The 19,679-nt window shown below is 36.4% G+C and carries 18 protein-coding genes and 2 riboswitches; all 18 genes read left to right on the forward strand.

What is annotated here, in order from left to right:
* Positions 1–49: 49 nt before the first annotated feature.
* Positions 50–178, forward strand: a riboswitch (FMN riboswitch).
* Between the two features lie 146 nt (positions 179–324).
* A riboswitch (FMN riboswitch) is annotated at positions 325–453 on the forward strand.
* 153 nt (positions 454–606) lie between these two features.
* The 18 genes from ribE (at position 607) to nagA (ending at position 19,673) form a co-directional block, all read left to right on the forward strand.
* Positions 607–1,245, forward strand: a complete 639-nt coding sequence (ribE, locus tag FG384_RS04100) for a riboflavin synthase (RefSeq protein WP_142641318.1) — start codon at positions 607–609, stop codon at positions 1,243–1,245.
* 16 nt (positions 1,246–1,261) lie between these two features.
* The gene (locus FG384_RS04105; RefSeq protein ID WP_142641319.1) at positions 1,262–2,473 is read left to right on the forward strand and encodes a bifunctional 3,4-dihydroxy-2-butanone-4-phosphate synthase/GTP cyclohydrolase II; all 1,212 of its coding nucleotides are present in this window, start codon (positions 1,262–1,264) and stop codon (positions 2,471–2,473) included.
* Positions 2,466–2,933: a 6,7-dimethyl-8-ribityllumazine synthase gene (gene ribH / locus FG384_RS04110; RefSeq protein ID WP_142641320.1), complete on the forward strand. Its 468-nt coding sequence runs from the start codon at positions 2,466–2,468 to the stop codon at positions 2,931–2,933. Before FG384_RS04105 ends, ribH begins: the two co-directional genes overlap by 8 nt.
* Positions 2,934–3,467: 534 nt before the next feature.
* Entirely contained in the window at positions 3,468–4,145 is a 678-nt protein-coding gene (locus FG384_RS04115) for a hypothetical protein (RefSeq protein ID WP_142641321.1), read from the forward strand.
* A gap of 11 nt (positions 4,146–4,156) precedes the next feature.
* Entirely contained in the window at positions 4,157–4,636 is a 480-nt protein-coding gene (gene ybaK / locus FG384_RS04120) for a Cys-tRNA(Pro) deacylase (RefSeq protein ID WP_142641322.1), read from the forward strand.
* Positions 4,637–4,746: 110 nt separating this feature from the next.
* Positions 4,747–5,397, forward strand: coding sequence for a YczE/YyaS/YitT family protein (locus FG384_RS04125; RefSeq protein ID WP_142641323.1), 651 nt, complete (start codon positions 4,747–4,749; stop codon positions 5,395–5,397).
* 80 nt (positions 5,398–5,477) lie between these two features.
* Entirely contained in the window at positions 5,478–6,539 is a 1,062-nt protein-coding gene (locus FG384_RS04130) for a hypothetical protein (protein ID WP_142641324.1), read from the forward strand.
* Positions 6,540–7,515: 976 nt separating this feature from the next.
* On the forward strand, positions 7,516–9,081 hold the full coding sequence (locus FG384_RS04135; protein ID WP_142641325.1) for a glutathione ABC transporter substrate-binding protein: 1,566 nt from the start codon (positions 7,516–7,518) through the stop codon (positions 9,079–9,081).
* Between the two features lie 126 nt (positions 9,082–9,207).
* Positions 9,208–10,128 carry a nickel ABC transporter permease gene (nikB, locus tag FG384_RS04140; RefSeq protein WP_142641326.1) on the forward strand — a complete coding sequence of 307 codons (921 nt, stop codon included), beginning with the start codon at positions 9,208–9,210 and terminating at the stop codon, positions 10,126–10,128.
* 15 nt (positions 10,129–10,143) lie between these two features.
* Complete coding sequence (locus FG384_RS04145) at positions 10,144–11,040, forward strand: ABC transporter permease subunit (protein WP_142641327.1); 897 nt, start codon at positions 10,144–10,146, stop codon at positions 11,038–11,040.
* A gap of 15 nt (positions 11,041–11,055) precedes the next feature.
* Positions 11,056–12,048 carry an ABC transporter ATP-binding protein gene (locus FG384_RS04150; protein WP_142641328.1) on the forward strand — a complete coding sequence of 331 codons (993 nt, stop codon included), beginning with the start codon at positions 11,056–11,058 and terminating at the stop codon, positions 12,046–12,048.
* A complete protein-coding gene (locus FG384_RS04155) occupies positions 12,041–13,012 on the forward strand; it encodes an ABC transporter ATP-binding protein (RefSeq protein WP_142641329.1) in 972 nt (323 codons plus the stop codon). Before FG384_RS04150 ends, FG384_RS04155 begins: the two co-directional genes overlap by 8 nt.
* Positions 13,013–13,079: 67 nt before the next feature.
* Positions 13,080–13,970, forward strand: coding sequence for a sugar phosphate isomerase/epimerase family protein (locus FG384_RS04160; protein WP_142641330.1), 891 nt, complete (start codon positions 13,080–13,082; stop codon positions 13,968–13,970).
* A 22-nt stretch (positions 13,971–13,992) separates the two neighbouring features.
* Complete coding sequence (locus tag FG384_RS04165) at positions 13,993–15,054, forward strand: Gfo/Idh/MocA family protein (RefSeq protein ID WP_142641331.1); 1,062 nt, start codon at positions 13,993–13,995, stop codon at positions 15,052–15,054.
* Positions 15,054–15,947 (forward strand): sugar phosphate isomerase/epimerase family protein, encoded by an 894-nt coding sequence (locus FG384_RS04170; RefSeq protein ID WP_142641332.1) that lies wholly within the window; start codon positions 15,054–15,056, stop codon positions 15,945–15,947. The genes FG384_RS04165 and FG384_RS04170 overlap by 1 nt, the downstream gene beginning before the upstream one ends.
* Positions 15,948–16,166: 219 nt before the next feature.
* A complete protein-coding gene (locus tag FG384_RS04175) occupies positions 16,167–17,321 on the forward strand; it encodes an ROK family transcriptional regulator (protein ID WP_142641333.1) in 1,155 nt (384 codons plus the stop codon).
* A 188-nt stretch (positions 17,322–17,509) separates the two neighbouring features.
* Positions 17,510–18,514 carry an N-acetylglucosamine kinase gene (locus FG384_RS04180; RefSeq protein ID WP_142641334.1) on the forward strand — a complete coding sequence of 335 codons (1,005 nt, stop codon included), beginning with the start codon at positions 17,510–17,512 and terminating at the stop codon, positions 18,512–18,514.
* A 1-nt stretch (position 18,515) separates the two neighbouring features.
* Complete coding sequence (gene nagA / locus FG384_RS04185) at positions 18,516–19,673, forward strand: N-acetylglucosamine-6-phosphate deacetylase (protein WP_142641335.1); 1,158 nt, start codon at positions 18,516–18,518, stop codon at positions 19,671–19,673.
* Positions 19,674–19,679 lie beyond the last annotated feature (6 nt).

Genomic DNA, 19,679 nt, shown 5'->3' on the forward strand with positions numbered 1-19,679 from the left:
ACCTTGATTGAGATATTGATTAGTGATATATTACAAGGGAAAATTAAATATAGTCCTTCGGGGTAGGGTGAAATTCCCGACCGGCGGTGATGATGCAAATCTAAGCCCGCGAGCCTTTATGGCAGGATTTGGTGAAATTCCAAAGCCGACAGTACAGTCTGGATGGGAGAAGGACAGGATGACATGGCACTAATTCTTTTGCGAAAAATTACATCGTAAAAGGGTTATTTGATGTTGCTTAAAAATCATGAAAATCTCCCAACTCCTTAGGAATTCCTATGGGGTTTTTGTTTTTTTAATACTCATAGTTACAATTGAATATCGAAAGTCCTTCGGGGTAGGGTGAAATTCCCGACCGGCGGTGATGACGAAAATCTAAGCCCGCGAGCCTTTATGGCAGGATTTGGTGAAATTCCAAAGCCGACAGTATAGTCTGGATGGGAGAAGGACAAGATGACATGGTACGAATTCTTTTGCAAAAAATAGACTGAGCAAAAGGCTTATTTGTCTATGCCGAAAATAATCTCCCAAACTCCTTAGGTAAACCTATGGAGTTTTTATTATTGCTCGAAAAAAGTTTTTTTTGTACAGAAAAGGAGGGGTTTTATGTTTACAGGCATTGTAGAAGAAATGGGAAAAGTAACATCGATTAATAAAGCTCCAAATAGTATGGAACTAACGATTCAATCCAAAATCGTACTAGAGGATGTAAAACTAGGGGACAGTATTGCAGTAAATGGAGTTTGTCTAACGGTTACTTCCTTTACAAAAAATACTTTTACCGTTGATGTTATGCCGGAAACGGTTAAAGCTACAAATATTAAAAGCCTCCAAATTGGGACCCTTGTCAATTTAGAGAGAGCGATGAAATTTGATGGTCGATTTGGTGGACATTTTGTTTCTGGACACGTAGATGGAACGGGAGTCATTCTTCAAACTCAAAAAAGAGAAAATGCAGTGTATATTGATATTCAAATTTCCAAAGAGATCAGTGAATTATGTATTCCGAAAGGATCTATCACCATTGATGGTATTAGTTTAACTATTTTCAATATCACTCCTGAAAAAGTAACTGTATCGCTTATACCACATACATTTGAGAATACCGTTATAGGTTTTAAAAATGTACGTGATGTTGTCAACATAGAAAATGATTTACTCGGAAAATATGTCATTCATCAAATGGGAAAGAGAGAAAGAAAAAGTAACTTGTCATTTTCATACTTATCCGAGCGTGGATTTTGAAAGAGGGGTTTAAAGAATGTTTCATACAATAGAAGAAGCAATAGAAGATTTAAAAGCAGGGAAACCAATTATTGTGGTGGATGACGAAGATAGAGAAAATGAAGGCGACTTAGTAGCGTTAGCTGAAAACGTTTCACCTGAAACGATTAACTTTATGGCAACTTACGGTCGAGGACTTATTTGTACACCGATAACAGAAAAACTGGCAAAAATGCTAGATTTATACCCAATGGTCACAAACAATCAAGATCATTACGGAACGGCTTTTACAGTGAGTATTGATCATGAAAATACATCAACTGGAATTAGTGCATTTGATCGAGCTGAAACAATCGTGCAACTTTTAAATCCGCAGTCAACATCTGTAGATTTTCGTAGACCTGGACATATATTCCCCTTGATCGCAAAAGAGCACGGTGTACTTAAACGTCCCGGTCATACCGAGGCTGCGGTAGACTTAGCTATATTAAGTGGGTCAGCACCAGCTGGGGTCATTTGTGAAATTATGAGTGATAATGGGGAAATGGCAAGATTACCAGAGTTATTAAATTTTGCAGAGCAATATCAACTAAAAATTATTACAATAGAAGATTTAATAACGTTTAGACTCACTCATGATGTAGACGTTGTTAAAAAAGAAGCAACTGTCAATTTACCAACTGAATATGGTGACTTTCAGATGATTGGCTACTCGAATTTAATAGATGACTTTGAGCATGTTGCGATGATTAAAGGAGACTTGCGAAAAGAAGAAGCACCACTTGTACGTCTTCATTCGGAATGTTTAACAGGAGATATTTTCGGTTCCAAAAGATGCGATTGTGGCCCACAACTAAAAATGGCTATGTCCATCATAGAGCAAAACGAAAGTGGTCTTGTATTATATATGCGTCAAGAAGGCAGAGGAATTGGTTTGTTGAACAAATTACGTGCCTATGAACTGCAAGAAAAAGGTTACGATACAGTTGAAGCAAATGAAAAACTAGGTTTTCCTGCTGAAGCTCGTGATTATGCAATCAGTGCGCAAATTTTAAAAGATTTAGGTATTAAAAAAGTACGATTACTAACAAATAATCCAGATAAAATGGAAGGTCTACAGAAATACGGTATTACAGTTGTGGATAGAGTATCACTAGAAATTGGAGCAGAAAAAGAAAATGCGAACTATCTAGCAACTAAAAAATCAAAAATGGGGCACTTAATCAAAGGAGAGATTGGAAATGAATAAGAATTTTGAAGCTAATTTAATCGGAACAGATTTAAAAGTAGGTATTATTGTAGGTAGATTTAATGAATTTATCACTGGAAAATTATTAGATGGAGCACTTGATGGCTTAAAAAGACATGGAGTTGATGAAAGTAAAATAGATGTTGCTTGGGTACCAGGTGCTTTTGAAATTCCTTTTATAGCGAAGAAAATGGCAGAAACGAAAGAGTATGATGCTATAATCGGTCTAGGTACAGTTATTCGTGGATCGACAACTCATTATGATTATGTTTGCAACGAGGCGGCGAAAGGGATTGCTTCAGTTTCGTTGGAAACAGGTATTCCTGTTATTTTCGGAGTATTAACGACTGAAAATATCGAACAAGCGATTGAGCGTGCTGGTACGAAAGCGGGTAACAAAGGTTATGAAGCAGCAGTATCTGCAATTGAAATGGGTAATCTAACTAATATGTTTAAGTAATAAATGGAAACATCACTTGTCGTTAGACGAGTGATGTTTTTTTTCTAGGGTGTAACTTTATCGGATTATTAATACTTCCAATAACGTGGTACTGTCCGAAGTGTAGAAAATTTGAACATTGAGCACATAAGTAGGCGATAAAAGATAATTTCTTCCTATATAAAGCTCCATACCAACAAAGACTGCCGAAAATTAATGAAAATGGAGAAAGGAGAAATACAGAGTACTTTTAGTTGGAATTTTAATCCTTTTCGAGAGAAAACGACAATTACCCGAGAGAATAAAGAGTTCATCCGAGAGAATTCCCCACCTGTGACAACTTCAGGAACTTACGTCGAAAGTAAGCGCACTAGTGTGATACAACATTCATTTGAATTTACCAATTATAGGTAATTTGTTCTAATTTATATTAAAAATAATTTAGAAAAATCTGTGCCTTTTATCATATAAACCTTTATGACTATAGTATGTTTGATAATTCTGATTAAGTGGTAAAATGTTAATTAGAAGAATTATACAAAAGAGGTGAATTGTATGAATTTAGTAAAATCCACAGGCAACGGTATGTCTATTGTTTTAGGAAGTTTAGAGGAAAGAAAACGTGCGCTACAGCGGAAAGATGCAGGAGATGCCTACCGTAAGCACGCGGAATTTTTCTTTCCGAAAGCACCTTCCTTATCGGAACTAGAAGATCTATTACTTGGAAATAAAGAAAGAGAACCTGAAACACCAGAGGTAAGCGCTGCTGTTAGAGAATTTCAACAATTAGAGAAATCAAATAATATGTTAGATATAAAGGGTCCAGCAATACCTGTACAAACCATTGGTGGACCAACGCTTGAAAAAACAATTGAGCTTTTAGAAAAGGTAAGAAGCTCAGCGCTAGCTCCAGCTGAACCTACTCCACAGGACTTACGCGTTGCAGCCAGTGCATCTGCAAAAATTCAACAAGTGCAATCACAAATTAAGTTAAACCAAATAGCAAATAGTCAAATTGAAACAGAACTTATAAAACAAAAGGAAGACGAAGCATCCGTTTTGAATCGCTCTGTTCCATCGGATTTTCAATCTCCAAAAGTATTAGAAGAAGACTTGGAGAATTTGCAGAAAAAGCGATTAAAGGAGCAAGCTATTGCAAAATATTCGTATCAAGTACATTTGAAGCGATATGGTTTCACTGACCAACAAACTAGCTTCTTTCGCATAGCCTAGGAGTATCAAACATGGGGAAAAAACAAAAAACGAATGCTGTTCGAATACTGGAACAGCAAAAGATAGATTTTGAACTAATTGAATATGAGCTTACAGGAGACAAAGTAGACGGGGTAACTGTAGCAGGCATAATTGGCTACCCTGCTTTTGTTGTGTACAAAACACTTCTTGTAACAGCTGGCCCACAAAAAAATTATGTTTGCATTGTCCCAGTGGATGACGAATTAGATTTAAAAGCCGTTGCGAAAGTAGTTGGAGAGAAAAAGGTTGAATTGCTACCTGTAAAAGATCTGCTACTTACCACAGGATATATACGTGGAGGGTGTTCGCCGATTGGTATGAAAAAACTTCTTCCTACTGTAGTGGATACAAGTGCAGAAAATCTCGATTTTATCATTGTGAGTGGCGGGAGAATTGGGCTTCAAGTGAAACTATCTTTGTCAGATTTACTTGCGATGACTAAAGGCCGTGTTTCTACTATATGTAAATAGAAAATGAATAGAAATCCAATCTAAATAGGTTATAATTAATCTATTAGTATATTTACCATTCCAACTATGTTGAGAATGGTTTTTTTACGGGTATAGAAAGAAGGAGTAATATGAAGAAAGAATTGATTTGGCGCTGGACGTTTTTTATTGGTGGTGTCCTATTAATGGCTCTAGGTATTTCAATGACAATTAAAGGACAACGATTTGGAATTGCGCCATGGGATGTGTTACATGTAGGTTTATATAAACATTTAGGTTTATCAATTGGAGCATGGGCAATCTTAACAGGTATAATCATTGTCGTCGCAACAACTATAGGGACAAAGCGCATGCCGCAGTTAGGAACATGGCTTAATATACTTGTCATCGGTTCGTTTATTGATGTGTTTAATTGGCTTATACCTGACATTACAAGCTTCGCTGGACAGCTTACAATTTTTTTACTTGGACTTGTCGTTATGGCAATAGGCGTTGGGGTATACGTATCTCCGAATGTAGGAGCCGGTCCGCGTGATTCTCTGATGCTATTAATAGTGGCGAAGAAAGGTTGGAGTATTAAAACTGTACGTACAGGTATAGAAGTTATAGTAGCTGTTGTTGGGTGGATACTAGGAGGGCCTGTAGGTATCGGAACAGTTATGACTGCACTTCTACTAGGTCAACTTGTTCATTATACTATGCCTATGTCGCAAAAACTTTTACATAATATAAGTGGCTATTCACAGCCTTTCACGAAAATGAGTGCTGAAAATCAGGAATGATTTTTAGTGCTCTTTTTTTCATATATTCGTATGATGCCGCATACATTATCCATTGAACGAAAGATAGAGAGGATGACGATTTGAACGGTACAATTACACACTATATGGGGAAGTCTTATACGGGCCAAGGTGTTAAAAATTTCTATAAAGAAATCATTCAAGAAGCTAAAAAAGTTTACTTTTTCAAAGGACCGACTTCATATCGACTGACAGAAACATTAAAAGAAATAGCATACGTTGCAGTTCGAAGAGGTAAAAATATGGAGTGGTTTTATGATCCTCTTCAAGAAGAAGTGTTAGAAGCTGTATATATTGTGGACACCAAAACACTTTTTTTGCAAACTGATTCCGTAGATCCTACTTATTATGGAGCAGGGCATGAGTGGGTTCCCTACTATGAGGCATACAATGAAAAAAAACTTAGAGATATTGGTCCTTTGATTCGTGATAAGCAAATTGCAAATGATGTTTGGTTAAACAAAGGGCTTCAGGCATTATCTCGCGCGAAGGTCATACATGATGAATGGGAGCAACTTATACAACCTGCAATAAATTGGGATGGGATAAATAGTTTATTAGAAGAGTTGAAGAAAAAGGGTATAGGGAATATAGAACTGCAAAAGAATTCGAATGTAACACATCGTTTAATGGGTTCTCTTACTCCGTTCGGAGCGCAAGATACGCTTAAGTCAATCTCTAAAAACTTAAAATCTAGGCTGTTTATAAAAGGATTACCTGGCAGTGGGAAGTCTTCTTTTATGAAAAAGTTTGGAGAAGAAGCGAAAAGCCATGGTCTCGATGTTCGTTTAATTTGGTGTGGATTGGATGCAAATAGTGTGGATGGTATAGTTATTCCAGAGTTGCAGTTATGCATGGTAGATGCGACAAGTCCGCATGTATACGAACCTGAGCGAGAAGGCGATGAAATAGTCGATTTCTTTCCGTATATAGATCAATCATTACTGGATGAAGAAAAGCTAGCAGTAGTGAAAGAAGCTTATTCAAATGAAATGGAGCTAGCGCAAGACTATATTAGTACGTATGCAGGGGAAATGAAATTGATTAAAACGCTGTATGATTCAGCAATAGATGAAAATAAATGGACAGCTTTACAGTCTAAAATGGTTGCAACGATTAGTTAAGCGAGCGAATATTTCGCTCGTTTCAGACTGTAGACAAATTCGTTTTACAATGAGTAGAGATGTATAAGAAATCAGCAGGGCCCGTCACTTCGCTTTCCGTGGGCTTGGCTTCAGCCTCCTCGTCATAGGAAAAACATGTGCTCCTGCGGTTACTCGTCGCAAAGACACTGGCCAAATAAAGTTCGGCCACTGTCTTTCCTGCGTGGGCTTCAGCTCAAGCTATTCCCACAGGAGTCTCCGTGGCAGGCCCTGCCTATTTTTCAAAAGTTGAAAGTGGAAATCTGAAGATGCTGTGATCAATCAATGTTTCTCGGAATATCTGATAAAATAATGGATTGACTATCCTATTTCATCAAGTGAAAAGGCTTTAATTGTCCACTTTTTTGTTTATTGAAGTTAAAATAAGCGGAAGGCGGCGACTCCTGCGGGACAGCGAGACAGTCCAAGACCCCGCAGGCAAAGCCGAGGAGGCTTGGCGCGAGCCCGCGGAAAGCGCCGCCTGGAGCGATTGCTACAGGAAAAGCACAATTTTGATTCATAAAAATGCATTTGTCGACAAGCTGAAGCGAGCGAATATTTCGTTCGTTTTTTTAGTTCTCTAGAAATACATATTTTTAAACGTGTAAAGAGGATAGGGGGGATTTATTTTTACTTTCCGTATAAATTAAATGAAAATTTCTGTTGACTAAAAGCAGAATATTCTATAATCTATCGTAAACGTTTACATTTTTAGTGAATCTTAGCTATAAAAAATATTAGAATACGCCTATGACCAAATCCCTCATGTATTTTTTTACACAATTAATTTCACCATTGGAGAAATTAATTGTTTAAATGAGTGTTTTGGATAAAATTTAACTATAATTCGGTGTATTTATTTACATGGTGGGTAAAATTATTTTCGGTTTATTTTTTCATAGATACGAAAATATTTTATAGATTTACAAATAAACGAACAAAGGGGACGGATGTTGAAATGAGAAAGGCTAATCTTTGGAAAATGCTATTTTTCGCATTAGTTTGTTCAGTTTTACTTGTTGGTTGTTCAGATGAAAATGGCGGAGATAGCGAGAAGGGTCAAAAAGGTAGTGATAAAGAAATTGTAATCGCTGTTAATGAAAATTTTATTTCGATGGATCCACATAATACTGGGGATACAAATTCAAACTCTGTTCAATCAGCAATGTTAGAAGGGTTATTGGGTTTTGATAGTGATGGACAAATAACAACCGTATTGGCAGAGGATTACAGTGTAAGTGAAAATGCGTTGGAATATACATTTAAATTGAATCAGGGAATAAAATTCCATGATGGGGAAGAATTCAATGCGGAAGCTGTGAAAGTGAATATTGAAAGGATTATGAAAGATGAAAGCTTGCGCTTAAATAGTAGAGGTTTCAATTTAATAACTAGTGTGGATATATTAGGTGACTATGAAATTAAAGTCACTTTAAAGACACCTTATAGTGCAATGTTAACTCGATTCAGTGTAGCTAAAATGCTTAGTCCAAAGTTAATTAAAGAAAATAGCGATGATATTCCGAAGAGTCCAGTAGGTACAGGTCCTTTCAAATTTGTAGAATGGGTTCAAGGTGATCATTTAACAGTCGAAAGATACGATGATTATTGGAAAAAGGGAGAGCGTGTAAAGAAAATCACTTATAAGCCAGTACCTGAAAATGGATCACGCATTGCGATGTTAAAAACAGGTGAGGCAAGCGTGATTTATCCATTACCAGCACAAAATCTCCAAGAACTTGAAGGAAATAAAGACATTATTGTAAGTAAAATTCCTTCTACAATTGCTCGATATGTATCGATTAATACGATGAAGGAACCATTTGATGATGTACGAATTCGCCAGGCTTTTAACTATGCTGTAGATAAAAATGCTTATATTAAAGTAGTTAACTCAGGGTTTGGATTGCCTTTAGATTCCGTTATTCCTAGTAAAACACTTTATTATGTGAAGCAAGATGTCTATGAGCAAAACATCGAAAAGGCAAAAGAATTACTGAAAGAAGCAGGATTTGAAAATGGATTTACTGCAGAAATTTGGGGTAATACGAACTCGGATACGATGAAGGGCATGCAGTTTATTCAACAACAATTAAAAGAGATAGGTGTAACGGTAGAAATTAAATCTATGGAAGAAGGAACGCTTTCAGATGAAATATTTGGTGCACAAACACCGGAAGAAGCTAAGTTGCAAATGTGGTATGTAAGCTGGTCATCATATGCTTCTGATGTTACGAATGCTACAAAGCCATTATTCCATAGTGAGTCAATCCCGCCAAATAGTGCAAACACTGCTTACTATAAAAATACAGAAGTAGATTCGTGGATGAATGAGGCAAATTCTACTGGAGATGCAACTAAGCAAGCAGAATTGTACGAAAAAATTCAATCTACTATTTATAAGGATGCTCCTTGGATCTTCCTAGGAGTAGATGAACTTCTCGTTGGGACTCGCTCAGACATAGAGGGAATATATGTTGATCCTACAGGTGGAATCAATGTAAGTGACGCCAACTTCAAGTAGTTGAAACTATGAAGTTGGAACAATATAGGGCGACGATTTAAAAATCGCCCTATATTATATACAAGCAAAATTTAAAGATATAAATTTTGGTTTACATCCACCTTTGATAGAGAGGGGAAATTATTTGTGTTCCAATACATTTTAAAAAGAATCATAGAAATGATACCACTTCTTTTAGTTGTTTCTATTTTAACATTTCTTTTTATCCATATGATTCCTGGTGATCCGGCAAGGTTAGTAGCCGGGAAAGACGCAACACTTGAGGATGTCAACCGGGTGAGTATTGAATTGGGATTAGATCAGCCGATATGGAAGCAATATGTTACATTTATGGGTAATTTATTTAAGGGAGATTTAGGAACTTCATTAAAAACAGGTTTGCCAGTTTCTAATATGTTTGCAGATCGATTTATGCCATCAATCTATTTAACACTGCTAAGCATGGGCTGGGCATTGGTCATTGGCCTAATAATAGGAACACTTTCAGCTGTTTTTAAAAATAAGTGGCCAGATCATTTGGGAATGGTTACTGCTGTATCTGGTATTTCTTTACCAGGCTTTTGGTTAGGTTTAATTCTCATTCAAATTTTTTCTGTGCAACTAGGGTGGTTTCCAACAGGTGGTGCAGAGGGATGGAAGAGTTATGTTTTACCTTCTATAACACTTGGAGCAGGAATAATGTCTATGCTAGCACGCTTCACTAGGTCATCACTACTAGAAACTTTAAAAGCTGATTTTATCCGAACTGGAAGAGCGAAAGGTTTGAAAGAATCTAGTGTACTTACAAAGCATGCATTAAGGAACTCGTTAATTCCTGTTGTTACAATTGCAGGGTTACAATTTGGTTTCTTATTAGGTGGCTCGGTAGTTGTAGAAACTGTTTTTAGTTTTCCGGGAATGGGACGTTTACTAATCGATTCGATTGCATTTAGAGATTATCCTGTTATTCAATCCGCACTACTGTTGTTTTCAATTGAATTTATTTTGGTGAACCTAATCGTCGATATTTTATATAGTACACTAAATCCGAAAATTCAATATGAATAATAAAGGAGAGTAGGTATGGAATTTACAAGTACAGTAACTGAAAAGAAACAAGTTGTTCCTAAAAAGAAATACTCACCTGTCCGAGAATTTTGGGTGAATTTCAAGCATCAAAAGACTGCTTTCTTTGCAAGTATGTTTATTTTATTACTAATTATTATTGCGATTATAGGACCTTCCATTGCTCCATATGATCCTTATAAACCAGATTATGACGCAACATTACAAGGACCAAGTAGTGAACATATTTTAGGGACAGATGAATATGGTCGAGATATATTTAGTCGAATACTAGTTGGAACTAGAATTACATTAAGTGTAAGTACGTCATCTGTTTTACTAGGTGCTATTGTAGGTACTGTTTTAGGAATAATGAGTGGGTATTTTGGTGGTTGGTTAGATCGAATTATTATGAGATCAAGTGATGTAATGTTTGCGTTTCCAGATTTATTATTAGCCATTGCGATTGTGGCGGTTTTAGGGCCAGGACTGAATAACGTAATTATAGCGGTATCAGTGTTTAGCGTCCCTTCGTTTGCTAGATTAGTTAGGGGCTCTACTTTGGAAGCGAAAGAGAACACTTTTGTAGAAGCCGCGAAATCGATGGGGGCACCTCACAAAAGGATTATGTTTAAGCATATTTTTCCAGAGACAGTTAGTAGTTTAATAGTTTTCGTAACAATGCGAATTGGTACTGCCATAATAGCTGCATCTAGCTTGAGTTTCCTCGGATTAGGTGCTAGTCCAGAAACACCGGACTGGGGAGCAATGCTTAGTATGGGTAGAGATTATCTAGGGACCGCTTCTCATGTTGTCATGATGCCTGGAATTGCTATCTTTTTGACAGTTTTAGCATTCAATCTCGTTGGGGATGGTTTACGTGATGTCTTGGATCCTAAAACAAAGAACGAATAAGGGAGTTTGTTAAGGATGAGCGAAAAACTACTACAAGTCGAACAACTTCAAACTGAATTTACGAAAGACAAGCAAAAAATTAGAATCCTACACGGAGTAAATTTTCATATAAACAAAGGTGAAGTTATAGGTTTAGTCGGCGAATCTGGGTGTGGTAAAAGTTTAACGTCACTTTCAATCATGGGTTTATTTAAAGGAACAAGTGGAGAAATAACAGGTGGACATATTCGATTTAATGGTCAAGATATAACAAGCTTGAATGTAAATGAAATGAGAAAAATGCGTGGTAAACAAATTGCGATGATATTCCAAGAACCAATGACTTCTCTAAATCCAGTGATGAAAATAGGGGAGCAATTGATGGAACCAATTCGAATTCATTTGAACTTGAACAAAAAGCAGGCAAAAGAGCACGCGATTTCTATGCTAAAAAAAGTTGGGATTGCTCGTCCGGATGAAGTAATAAATGAATACCCACATCAATTATCCGGTGGGATGAGACAAAGAGTCATGATCGCTATGGCAATGTCATGTAATCCTAATCTATTAATTGCAGATGAACCTACAACTGCGCTTGATGTAACGATTCAAGCACAAATATTGGAGTTGATGAAACAGCTTCAACAGCAAGAAGATATGTCAATTTTATTAATTACTCATGATTTAGGTATTGTTGCTGAAATGTGTGATCGAGTAGTGGTTATGTATGCGGGAAGAGTTGTCGAAGAGGCGAATGTATTTGATTTATTTGAAGAACCAAAACACCCTTATACTAGAGGACTCATAGGTTCTGTACCTAAAATTGGTGATAAAAGGGATAAGTTAGATTCTATTAAAGGGAATGTCCCAGACCCTAGTGATATGCCGATTGGGTGTAAATTTGCACCGAGATGCACGCAAGTAATGCCGATTTGTTTGGAGGCAGAACCAACTAGTATCATGCTAGAGAACGATAGGCTGTGTAGCTGTTGGCTTTATGATCATGAAAGGGGGGAAATGCATGTCTAATAAGCTTCTAAAAGTTACAGGAATTAGAAAATCGTTTGAGATTCCGAGTGGTATTTTAGGGAAGAAAAAAATACTAAAGGCTGTTAACGATGTATCTTTCGAAATTATGGAAGGGCAGACGTTCAGTCTTGTAGGAGAAAGTGGCTGTGGGAAATCTACAACTGGTCGTCTTGTTTCTCGTTTACTTACACCGAGTGAAGGTGAAATTTGGATAGACGGTGAAGAAATATCTCAAAAGAAAGAATCACAGTTAAAGAAAATGAGACAAAAAGTTCAAATGATTTTTCAAGATCCGTATGCTTCTTTAAATCCAAGAATGAAAGTGCGAGATATTATAGCAGAACCCCTTTTAATTCATACAAAGTTATCAAAATTAGAGCAACAACGGCTAGTTTCAGAGATTTTAAAAGTTGTAGGATTAAATGAATCTCACGCGGATCGATATGCGCATGAATTCAGTGGTGGTCAACGTCAACGTATTGGAATTGCTCGTGCACTTATTATGAAGCCACGATTAATAATTGCAGATGAACCTGTTTCAGCTCTTGACGTTTCGATACAATCACAAATCTTAAATCTATTAAAAGATTTACAAAGTGAGTATAATATCACCTATTTATTTATCTCCCATGATTTAAGTGTAGTAGAACATATTAGCGATTACATTGGCGTAATGTATTTAGGAACAATCGTTGAATCAGGACCAAAAGATGCTATTTTCTCTAATCCGCAACATCCTTATACAAAGGCATTGCTATCTTCTGTGCCTATACCTGATCCAAAGTTAAGGAAAGAACGAATTATCCTAAAAGGAGATTTGCCAAGTCCGATGAATCCTCCAGCAGGTTGTCCTTTCCATACACGTTGCCCGGTTAGTATGGAAATGTGTAAAACGATAGTACCGAAAGTTACTCAAGTAGCATTAGACAATCATTTCGTTTCATGTCATTTGATGAGCTCGTAAATGTAGAAATGAATAACAATCAAGTGAATGTAAAAAAGAAACATATCAAATTGAAGAGGTGAAGAGAATGAAAGTAGGTTTAAGTACATACAGCCTAGTAAAAGAATTGAGAGAAGGAACAATGACAGTTTTGGATGTTATCCAATGGATTGCAGACAACGGAGGGGAACATATGGAAATTGTTCCTTATGGCTTCACTGTTGTGGATAATGTGGAATTAGCTGATCAAATAAAGGCGAAAGCAGAATCTGTTGGAATAGAATTATCTGCGTATTCTTTACCAGCAAATTTTGTACAAGAAACAGAAGAAGCGTTTGAGGAAGAAGTAACTCGTTTGAAGCAACATGTGGATATTGTGAACCGTTTAGGTATAAAAATTATGCGTCATGACGTTACAGCATTTACATTACAGCCTGAAGAAATGACGATTCACTACTTTGAGGAGCATTTCTCCAAATTCGTGAAAGGTAGTCAATTAGTTGCGGACTATGCTGCGCAATTCGGAATTACTACTACGATTGAAAATCATGGCTTCAACGTTCAAACGAGTGATCGAGTACAACGAGTAATTCACGCAGTGAATCGTGAGAACTTCAAAACAACTCTTGATGTAGGAAACTTCCTATGTATAGATGAAGATCCGCTTGTAGGTGTGAAGAAAAATATTAAGTATGCTGCAACAGTTCATTTTAAAGACTTTTATATCCGACCTTATTATGAAAACCCAGGTGACGGAGTATGGTTTAGAACGGTGAATGAAAACTATTTGCGCGGCGCTATTGTAGGACATGGAGATATCAATATTCGAGAAGTGATGAAATTAGTTAAAAACTCCGGTTACGATGGATACCTTACTGTTGAATTTGAAGGTATGGAAGATTGTAAAGTAGGTTCAAAAATTGGTATGGACAACGTAAGAAGATTTTGGGATGAAATAGAAATAAGAAAAGAGAATTAATGAGCTTAAAGGGGATATAACTTTGAAAAAACTAAAGGTTTGTATAATAGGAACAGGATCAATATCAGATTTTCATTTCAAGTCATATGCAAATAACCCAGACATTATCCTACACGGAATTTTCGATTATGTAACAGAAAGAGCTACGCAAAAAGCTGCTCAATATGGAGTTTCACATGTGTATCCAAGCTTAGATGAAGTATTTAAAGATCCACAGGTGGACGCAGTAAGCATTTGTACATGGAACAATACACATGCAGAAATCTCCATTGCAGCACTTAATAGTGGAAAACATGTACTTGTAGAAAAACCATTGTCTCTAAATGTGGAAGAAGCACTTAGAGTTCAAGAGGCTGTTGAAAAGTCCGGAAAAGTGTTACAAGTAGGCTTTGTGAGAAGATTTGCGACAAATACAAAAGTCTTAAAATCGTTTATTGATGCAGGTAAGTTAGGGGAAATTTACTATGCAAAAGCCTCATGTCTAAGACGTATTGGAAATCCAGGAGGATGGTTTGCTGATAAAGAAAGATCTGGCGGAGGGCCACTAATTGATTTAGGTGTTCACGTGATAGATATTTGTTGGTATTTAATGGGGCGACCAAAAGTAAAGTCGATTTCTGGAAATACTTATAGTAACCTGGGCAACAGAGGAAATGTAGAAAATTTAAGTTTTTATAAAGCGGCTGATTACGATAAATCCAAAAATACGGTAGAAGATTTAGCTAATGCTCTTATTACCTTTGAAAATGGGGCTTCTCTTTTTGTAGATGTTTCATTCACTTTGCACGCCAAAAAAGATGAAATTAACGTGAAACTGTTTGGAACAGAGGGTGGGGCTGAGTTAGAGCCTGAATTGGTTATCGTTAGTGAAGAAAATAATACGATTTTAAATATACATCCTCAGATGGATCATTTATCTTTTGATTTTGAAAAAGCATTTCAAAGTGAAATTGATTCATTTGTAAATAGCTGTTTAACGGGTGAGAAGCCAGTTGCTCCAATTGAAGATGGAGTGGAAATTATGAGGATGTTGGAAGGTATTTATGAAGCTGCGGAAAAAAAGTGTGAGGTGATTTTTTCTTAATGGGCTTACAAGTCAAATTATCGAACAAAATTGGTGTAATTGTAGATAGTCTAAGATTGCCACTTTATGAAGGTTTAAAAAAAGCGAAGGAAATAGGAGCAGACGGTGTTCAGATCTATGCAGTAGATGGGGGAATGGCACCGGAAAATATGAGCCCTATGACACGAAAAGAGTTAAGAAATTACCTAGATTCAATAGGATTAGAAATTTCAGCACTTTGTGGCGATTTAGGAGGACGTGGCTTTCAGGATGCTGCTCTCAATGAAGAAAAGGTTGAAAAATCGAAACGTATTCTAGACTTAGCAGTAGATTTAGGAACAAATATAGTTACTACCCATATTGGAATAATACCTGAAAATCAAAATAGCAAGATCTACGAGTCAATGCAAATTGCATGCGAGGAACTAGGTGTATATGCGAAAAGACTAGATGCATTTTTTGCGATTGAAACAGGTCCTGAAACAGCTAATAGATTAAAAACATTTTTGGACAGTCTTACCACAAACGGTGTTTCTGTTAACTTTGATCCGGCTAATATGGTAATGGTGACAGGAGATGATCCGGTAGAAGGGGTAAAACTACTTAAGGATTACATTGTCCATACACATGTAAAAGATGGTATTCAAATAAAAGCTGTTGATCCTCGAGATGTTTATGGATACTTAGGATATGGTGGAGGAGTAGACCATGCTAAAATTGCTGAAATGGTTTCCTCTGGTGAATATTTTCGAGAAATGCCATTGGGGAAAGGGCAAGTGGATTTCACGAACTACTTCGATGCGTTGAAAGAAATAAATTATCGTGGATATTTAACGATTGAGCGGGAAGTAAATCTTGATCCAGTCAAAGACATTACAGATGCGGTGCACTATATTCAGAAGTTTAAAAACTAGTCAGGTTTATAACAAAATCTATTTCCTAGGAATGACTGTAGCCTATCTGTGAGAAATCCAGTATAGGCTTCTCCTTATAGATTTATAAATGGATGTGCTTTATTATAAAATTAGCATGCCATTAATAATTGAAAAGATAAATTATTTCATGCGTTTAGGTATGTAAATAATGCTTGGTTGATTAGTAATAAACTAATCTCCAAAAAAGAAGGTTAATTGATGGAAAAACAAGACCAAATCTTAATGAAAAAACAAAATAAAACGTACGTACTTGAATTAATCAAAAATATGGCGCCTATTTCTAGAATGCAAATTTCAAAAAATACGAAAATGAGTCCTACATCTATTACTCGAATTGTTGGTGAGTTGCAGGAACAAGGGTTTGTTAAGGAAACCAAATTAGTTACTTCCGGTGTTGGGAGAAAGGCTACCTTACTTGATGTATGTGGTGATGTCTTATTCACTATCGGGGTAGAATTGGATAAAGCTGTTTTAAAAATTGGCATTGTGAATTATGTAGGTGGAATGATTGATTTGCAAACCTATGTAAGAAACCCACTAGAGTCATATGAAGAAACAGTTCAAAATATTAATGATAAAGTGAAAAATATTATTGAACAAAATGCAATTCCTGTGGGAAAAATTATTGGATTAGCGGTAGGACTTCCGGGTTCTATTGATTATGAGAATGGTATTGTGAGAGTTGCAGAGCAACTAAGATGGAAAGATGTTCATCTTGTACGTGATTTAAGTAAGTTAACGTCATTAAATGTTGTGATAGATAATGAATTAAAAATGAAAATTATTGCTGAAAACACGGTAGGGAAAGCGAAGGATTCGAAAAGTTCCATCTTAGTTGGTATTGGTTCGGGTATTGGTTCAGCAATTCTTCTAAATGGGGAAGTGCATCGTGGAGAATCTAATAATGCTGGAGAAATTGGTCACACAGTTATAGATCCAAATGGAAATGTATGTAGTTGTGGAAAATTCGGGTGCTTATGCACATATATTTCAGAAGGGGCTATACTTGCTGATGCGAAGAAAATGAAGGACATTTCTTCAATAGATGAAGTGTTCGTAGCGTTTAGAGATGGAGAATCGTGGGCGCTTAATATTTTGGATCGTACAGCGACTTATATTGCCCTGGCTATAAGCAATCTTGCGTGTTTATACGAACCTGAATGCATTATATTAAGCGGAAACTTAATCGATAAAATGCCCGAAATGAAACAACAAATTGAAGAAAAATGTGAAAGGTATATGTGGGAACCAATTAAAAAGAACTTACATATTGTCCATTCTAGTTTAGGTAGTCAAGGTGTTGTCCTTGGAGCGGCAATCCAAGCGCAAAATTCGTTATTTGATATAAATTAAAGATAAAAGATAATCGAAGTTGGAACAATCGAGGAACAATTGACCCTTGTATAAGTTTCCGTGTGGTTTCAGTGTATATAGGAAAAAAAGTAAGGGTGACTCAAAAAAGTAGTTTAAAACAACTTTTTAGATCATCCTATTTTATTTGGGATAAGTAGGAAAGGATTTTTTGGAATGGAGATGGGGACATGTACGTATTAGGAATTGATGGTGGTGGCACAACAACTTCTGCTGTAATTGCTGATGAGAATGGGAACATTTATAGCCAACTTATAGTTGGACGAAGTAATCCAACTGCAATGACAAAGCAAGAATTTGAGAAAGTAATACAAGATGTACTTCTCAACATTCAAAGTCAAAATCCGAATGTATTTAATGAGCTTTCCTGTTGTTACGCTGGTATGGCTGGTGTTGGAGAAGGTAACTATGAAGGAATGCTTCAGCATGCACTACAGCGATATTTGCCATCAAAGACAGAGATATTAATAGCAAATGACGCAGTTAATGCCTTATATTCAGGAACATTAGGAAGTGAAGGAATTGTTCAAATTGCTGGGACTGGTGCTATAACGGTAGGTATTAACGAGCAACATGAATTATTTCGTACTGCAGGATGGGGATATATATTTGATGACGAGGGTAGCGGTTACGATTTAGGGATAGGGGTAATAAAAGCTGTATTTAAAGCATTCGATGGACGAGGCTTAGCCACTTCATTGACTAACAGATTGATAAGTCATTTTAATGTTAGTTCAGTTCCAGACATAATTGAAAAAGTTTATGGTGGTGAACATCCCCGTTCGATTATTGCTCCATTGAGTGTTTATGCAGTGGAAGAAGCCTTAAATAACGACGTAATGGCACAATTAATCATTCAAAAAGCTTGCGAAGATTTATTCATATCTATTAAAGCTTGTCATAGCAAAATGAAACTAAAAGATAAAGAAACAATGGTTGTTTTATCGGGTGGGGTATTTTTAGAAGCAGATTTGTTTATTCCGAAATTAGAGAAGTTAGCGAAGATATCACAGTTAAATATTTCATTTATGAAGCCGCTTATTCCACCAGCTGGAGGCGCAATCATTGCTGGATTAATTTCTTTAAAAGCACCAATTAGCTCCGTATTTGTAAGAAAATTTAATGAACAATACAAAAGCAGTCACCAAATGAAGAAAGTTCGACAAGGTGGATAAAGTGACTGAAATTTTGATACAAAATATTCGAATTGCTTTAGAAAATGGTCAATTAATGAATGGGGACATCTTAATTAGAAACGGTAAGATTGCTCAAATTACTGAGGAATCCTTTCCAAATTATCGGGGAAAGACATTGAATGGGCAATCGTTATTAGCACTTCCAGGTTTTATTGATATCCATATCCATGGTGCTATGGGTGCAGATTTTATGGATGGAGAAAAGGAAGCTACCAATAGAATTGCGGAGTATCTGCCTAAGGAAGGGACGACCTCTTTCTTAATGACAACAATGACACAAGCACCTGAAAATATTCAAAAAGCAATTAAAGTAAACATGAAACTTCTAACAGAATCTAAAGGAGCTGAAATGCTCGGCATACATTTAGAAGGACCTTTTATTAATAAAGAGTTTGCAGGTGCGCAGCCCTTAGATTATATATGTAACCCATCAAAGTCCGTCATTGAAAAATGGTTTGGAGAACAGTTAGAACATTTGAAAATAGTAACATTAGCACCCGAAAAAGATACAAATTATGATGTTACGCGCTATTTATCCAATCATGGCATTATAGTTTCAGCAGGTCATACAAAAGCAACATCATTAGAGATTACTGAAGCGATGCAGAATGGACTGACACAATTAACGCATTATGCGAATGCTATGAGTGGACTCCATCACCGTGAAATTGGTGTTGTTGGTGCAGGACTTTTAAACGAAAACCTTTTGTGTGAAGTGATTGCAGATGGTATTCACCTCTCCGATGATATGTTGACGCTTATTTATAAAATCATCGGTGCAGATCGAATGATATTGATTACAGATTCAATGCGTGCAAAAGGTTTGTCTGATGGTGAATTTACGTTAGGAAACCAAAAGGTGAGAGTAACAGGAAATGAAGCAAGATTGGAAAATGGTACACTGGCAGGCAGTGTTTTAAAGATGAATGATGCATTAAAAAGAATATCTCGATTGGTAAATGCACCAATAGTAGATTTAATGAAAATGTCCTCATCAAATGCTGCGCATTGCTTGGGCATTTTCGAGCGTAAAGGAAGCTTGAAAGTCGGTAAGGATGCAGACATTGTCCTTTTAAATAATGAATTTGAAGTAATTTATACATTTTGTAAAGGGAAGTTAGTTTACTCTGCAAATTAAAAAAAG

The sequence above is a fragment of the Psychrobacillus vulpis genome, from assembly GCF_006861825.1.
GTDB classification, from domain to species: Bacteria; Bacillota; Bacilli; order Bacillales_A; family Planococcaceae; genus Psychrobacillus; species Psychrobacillus vulpis.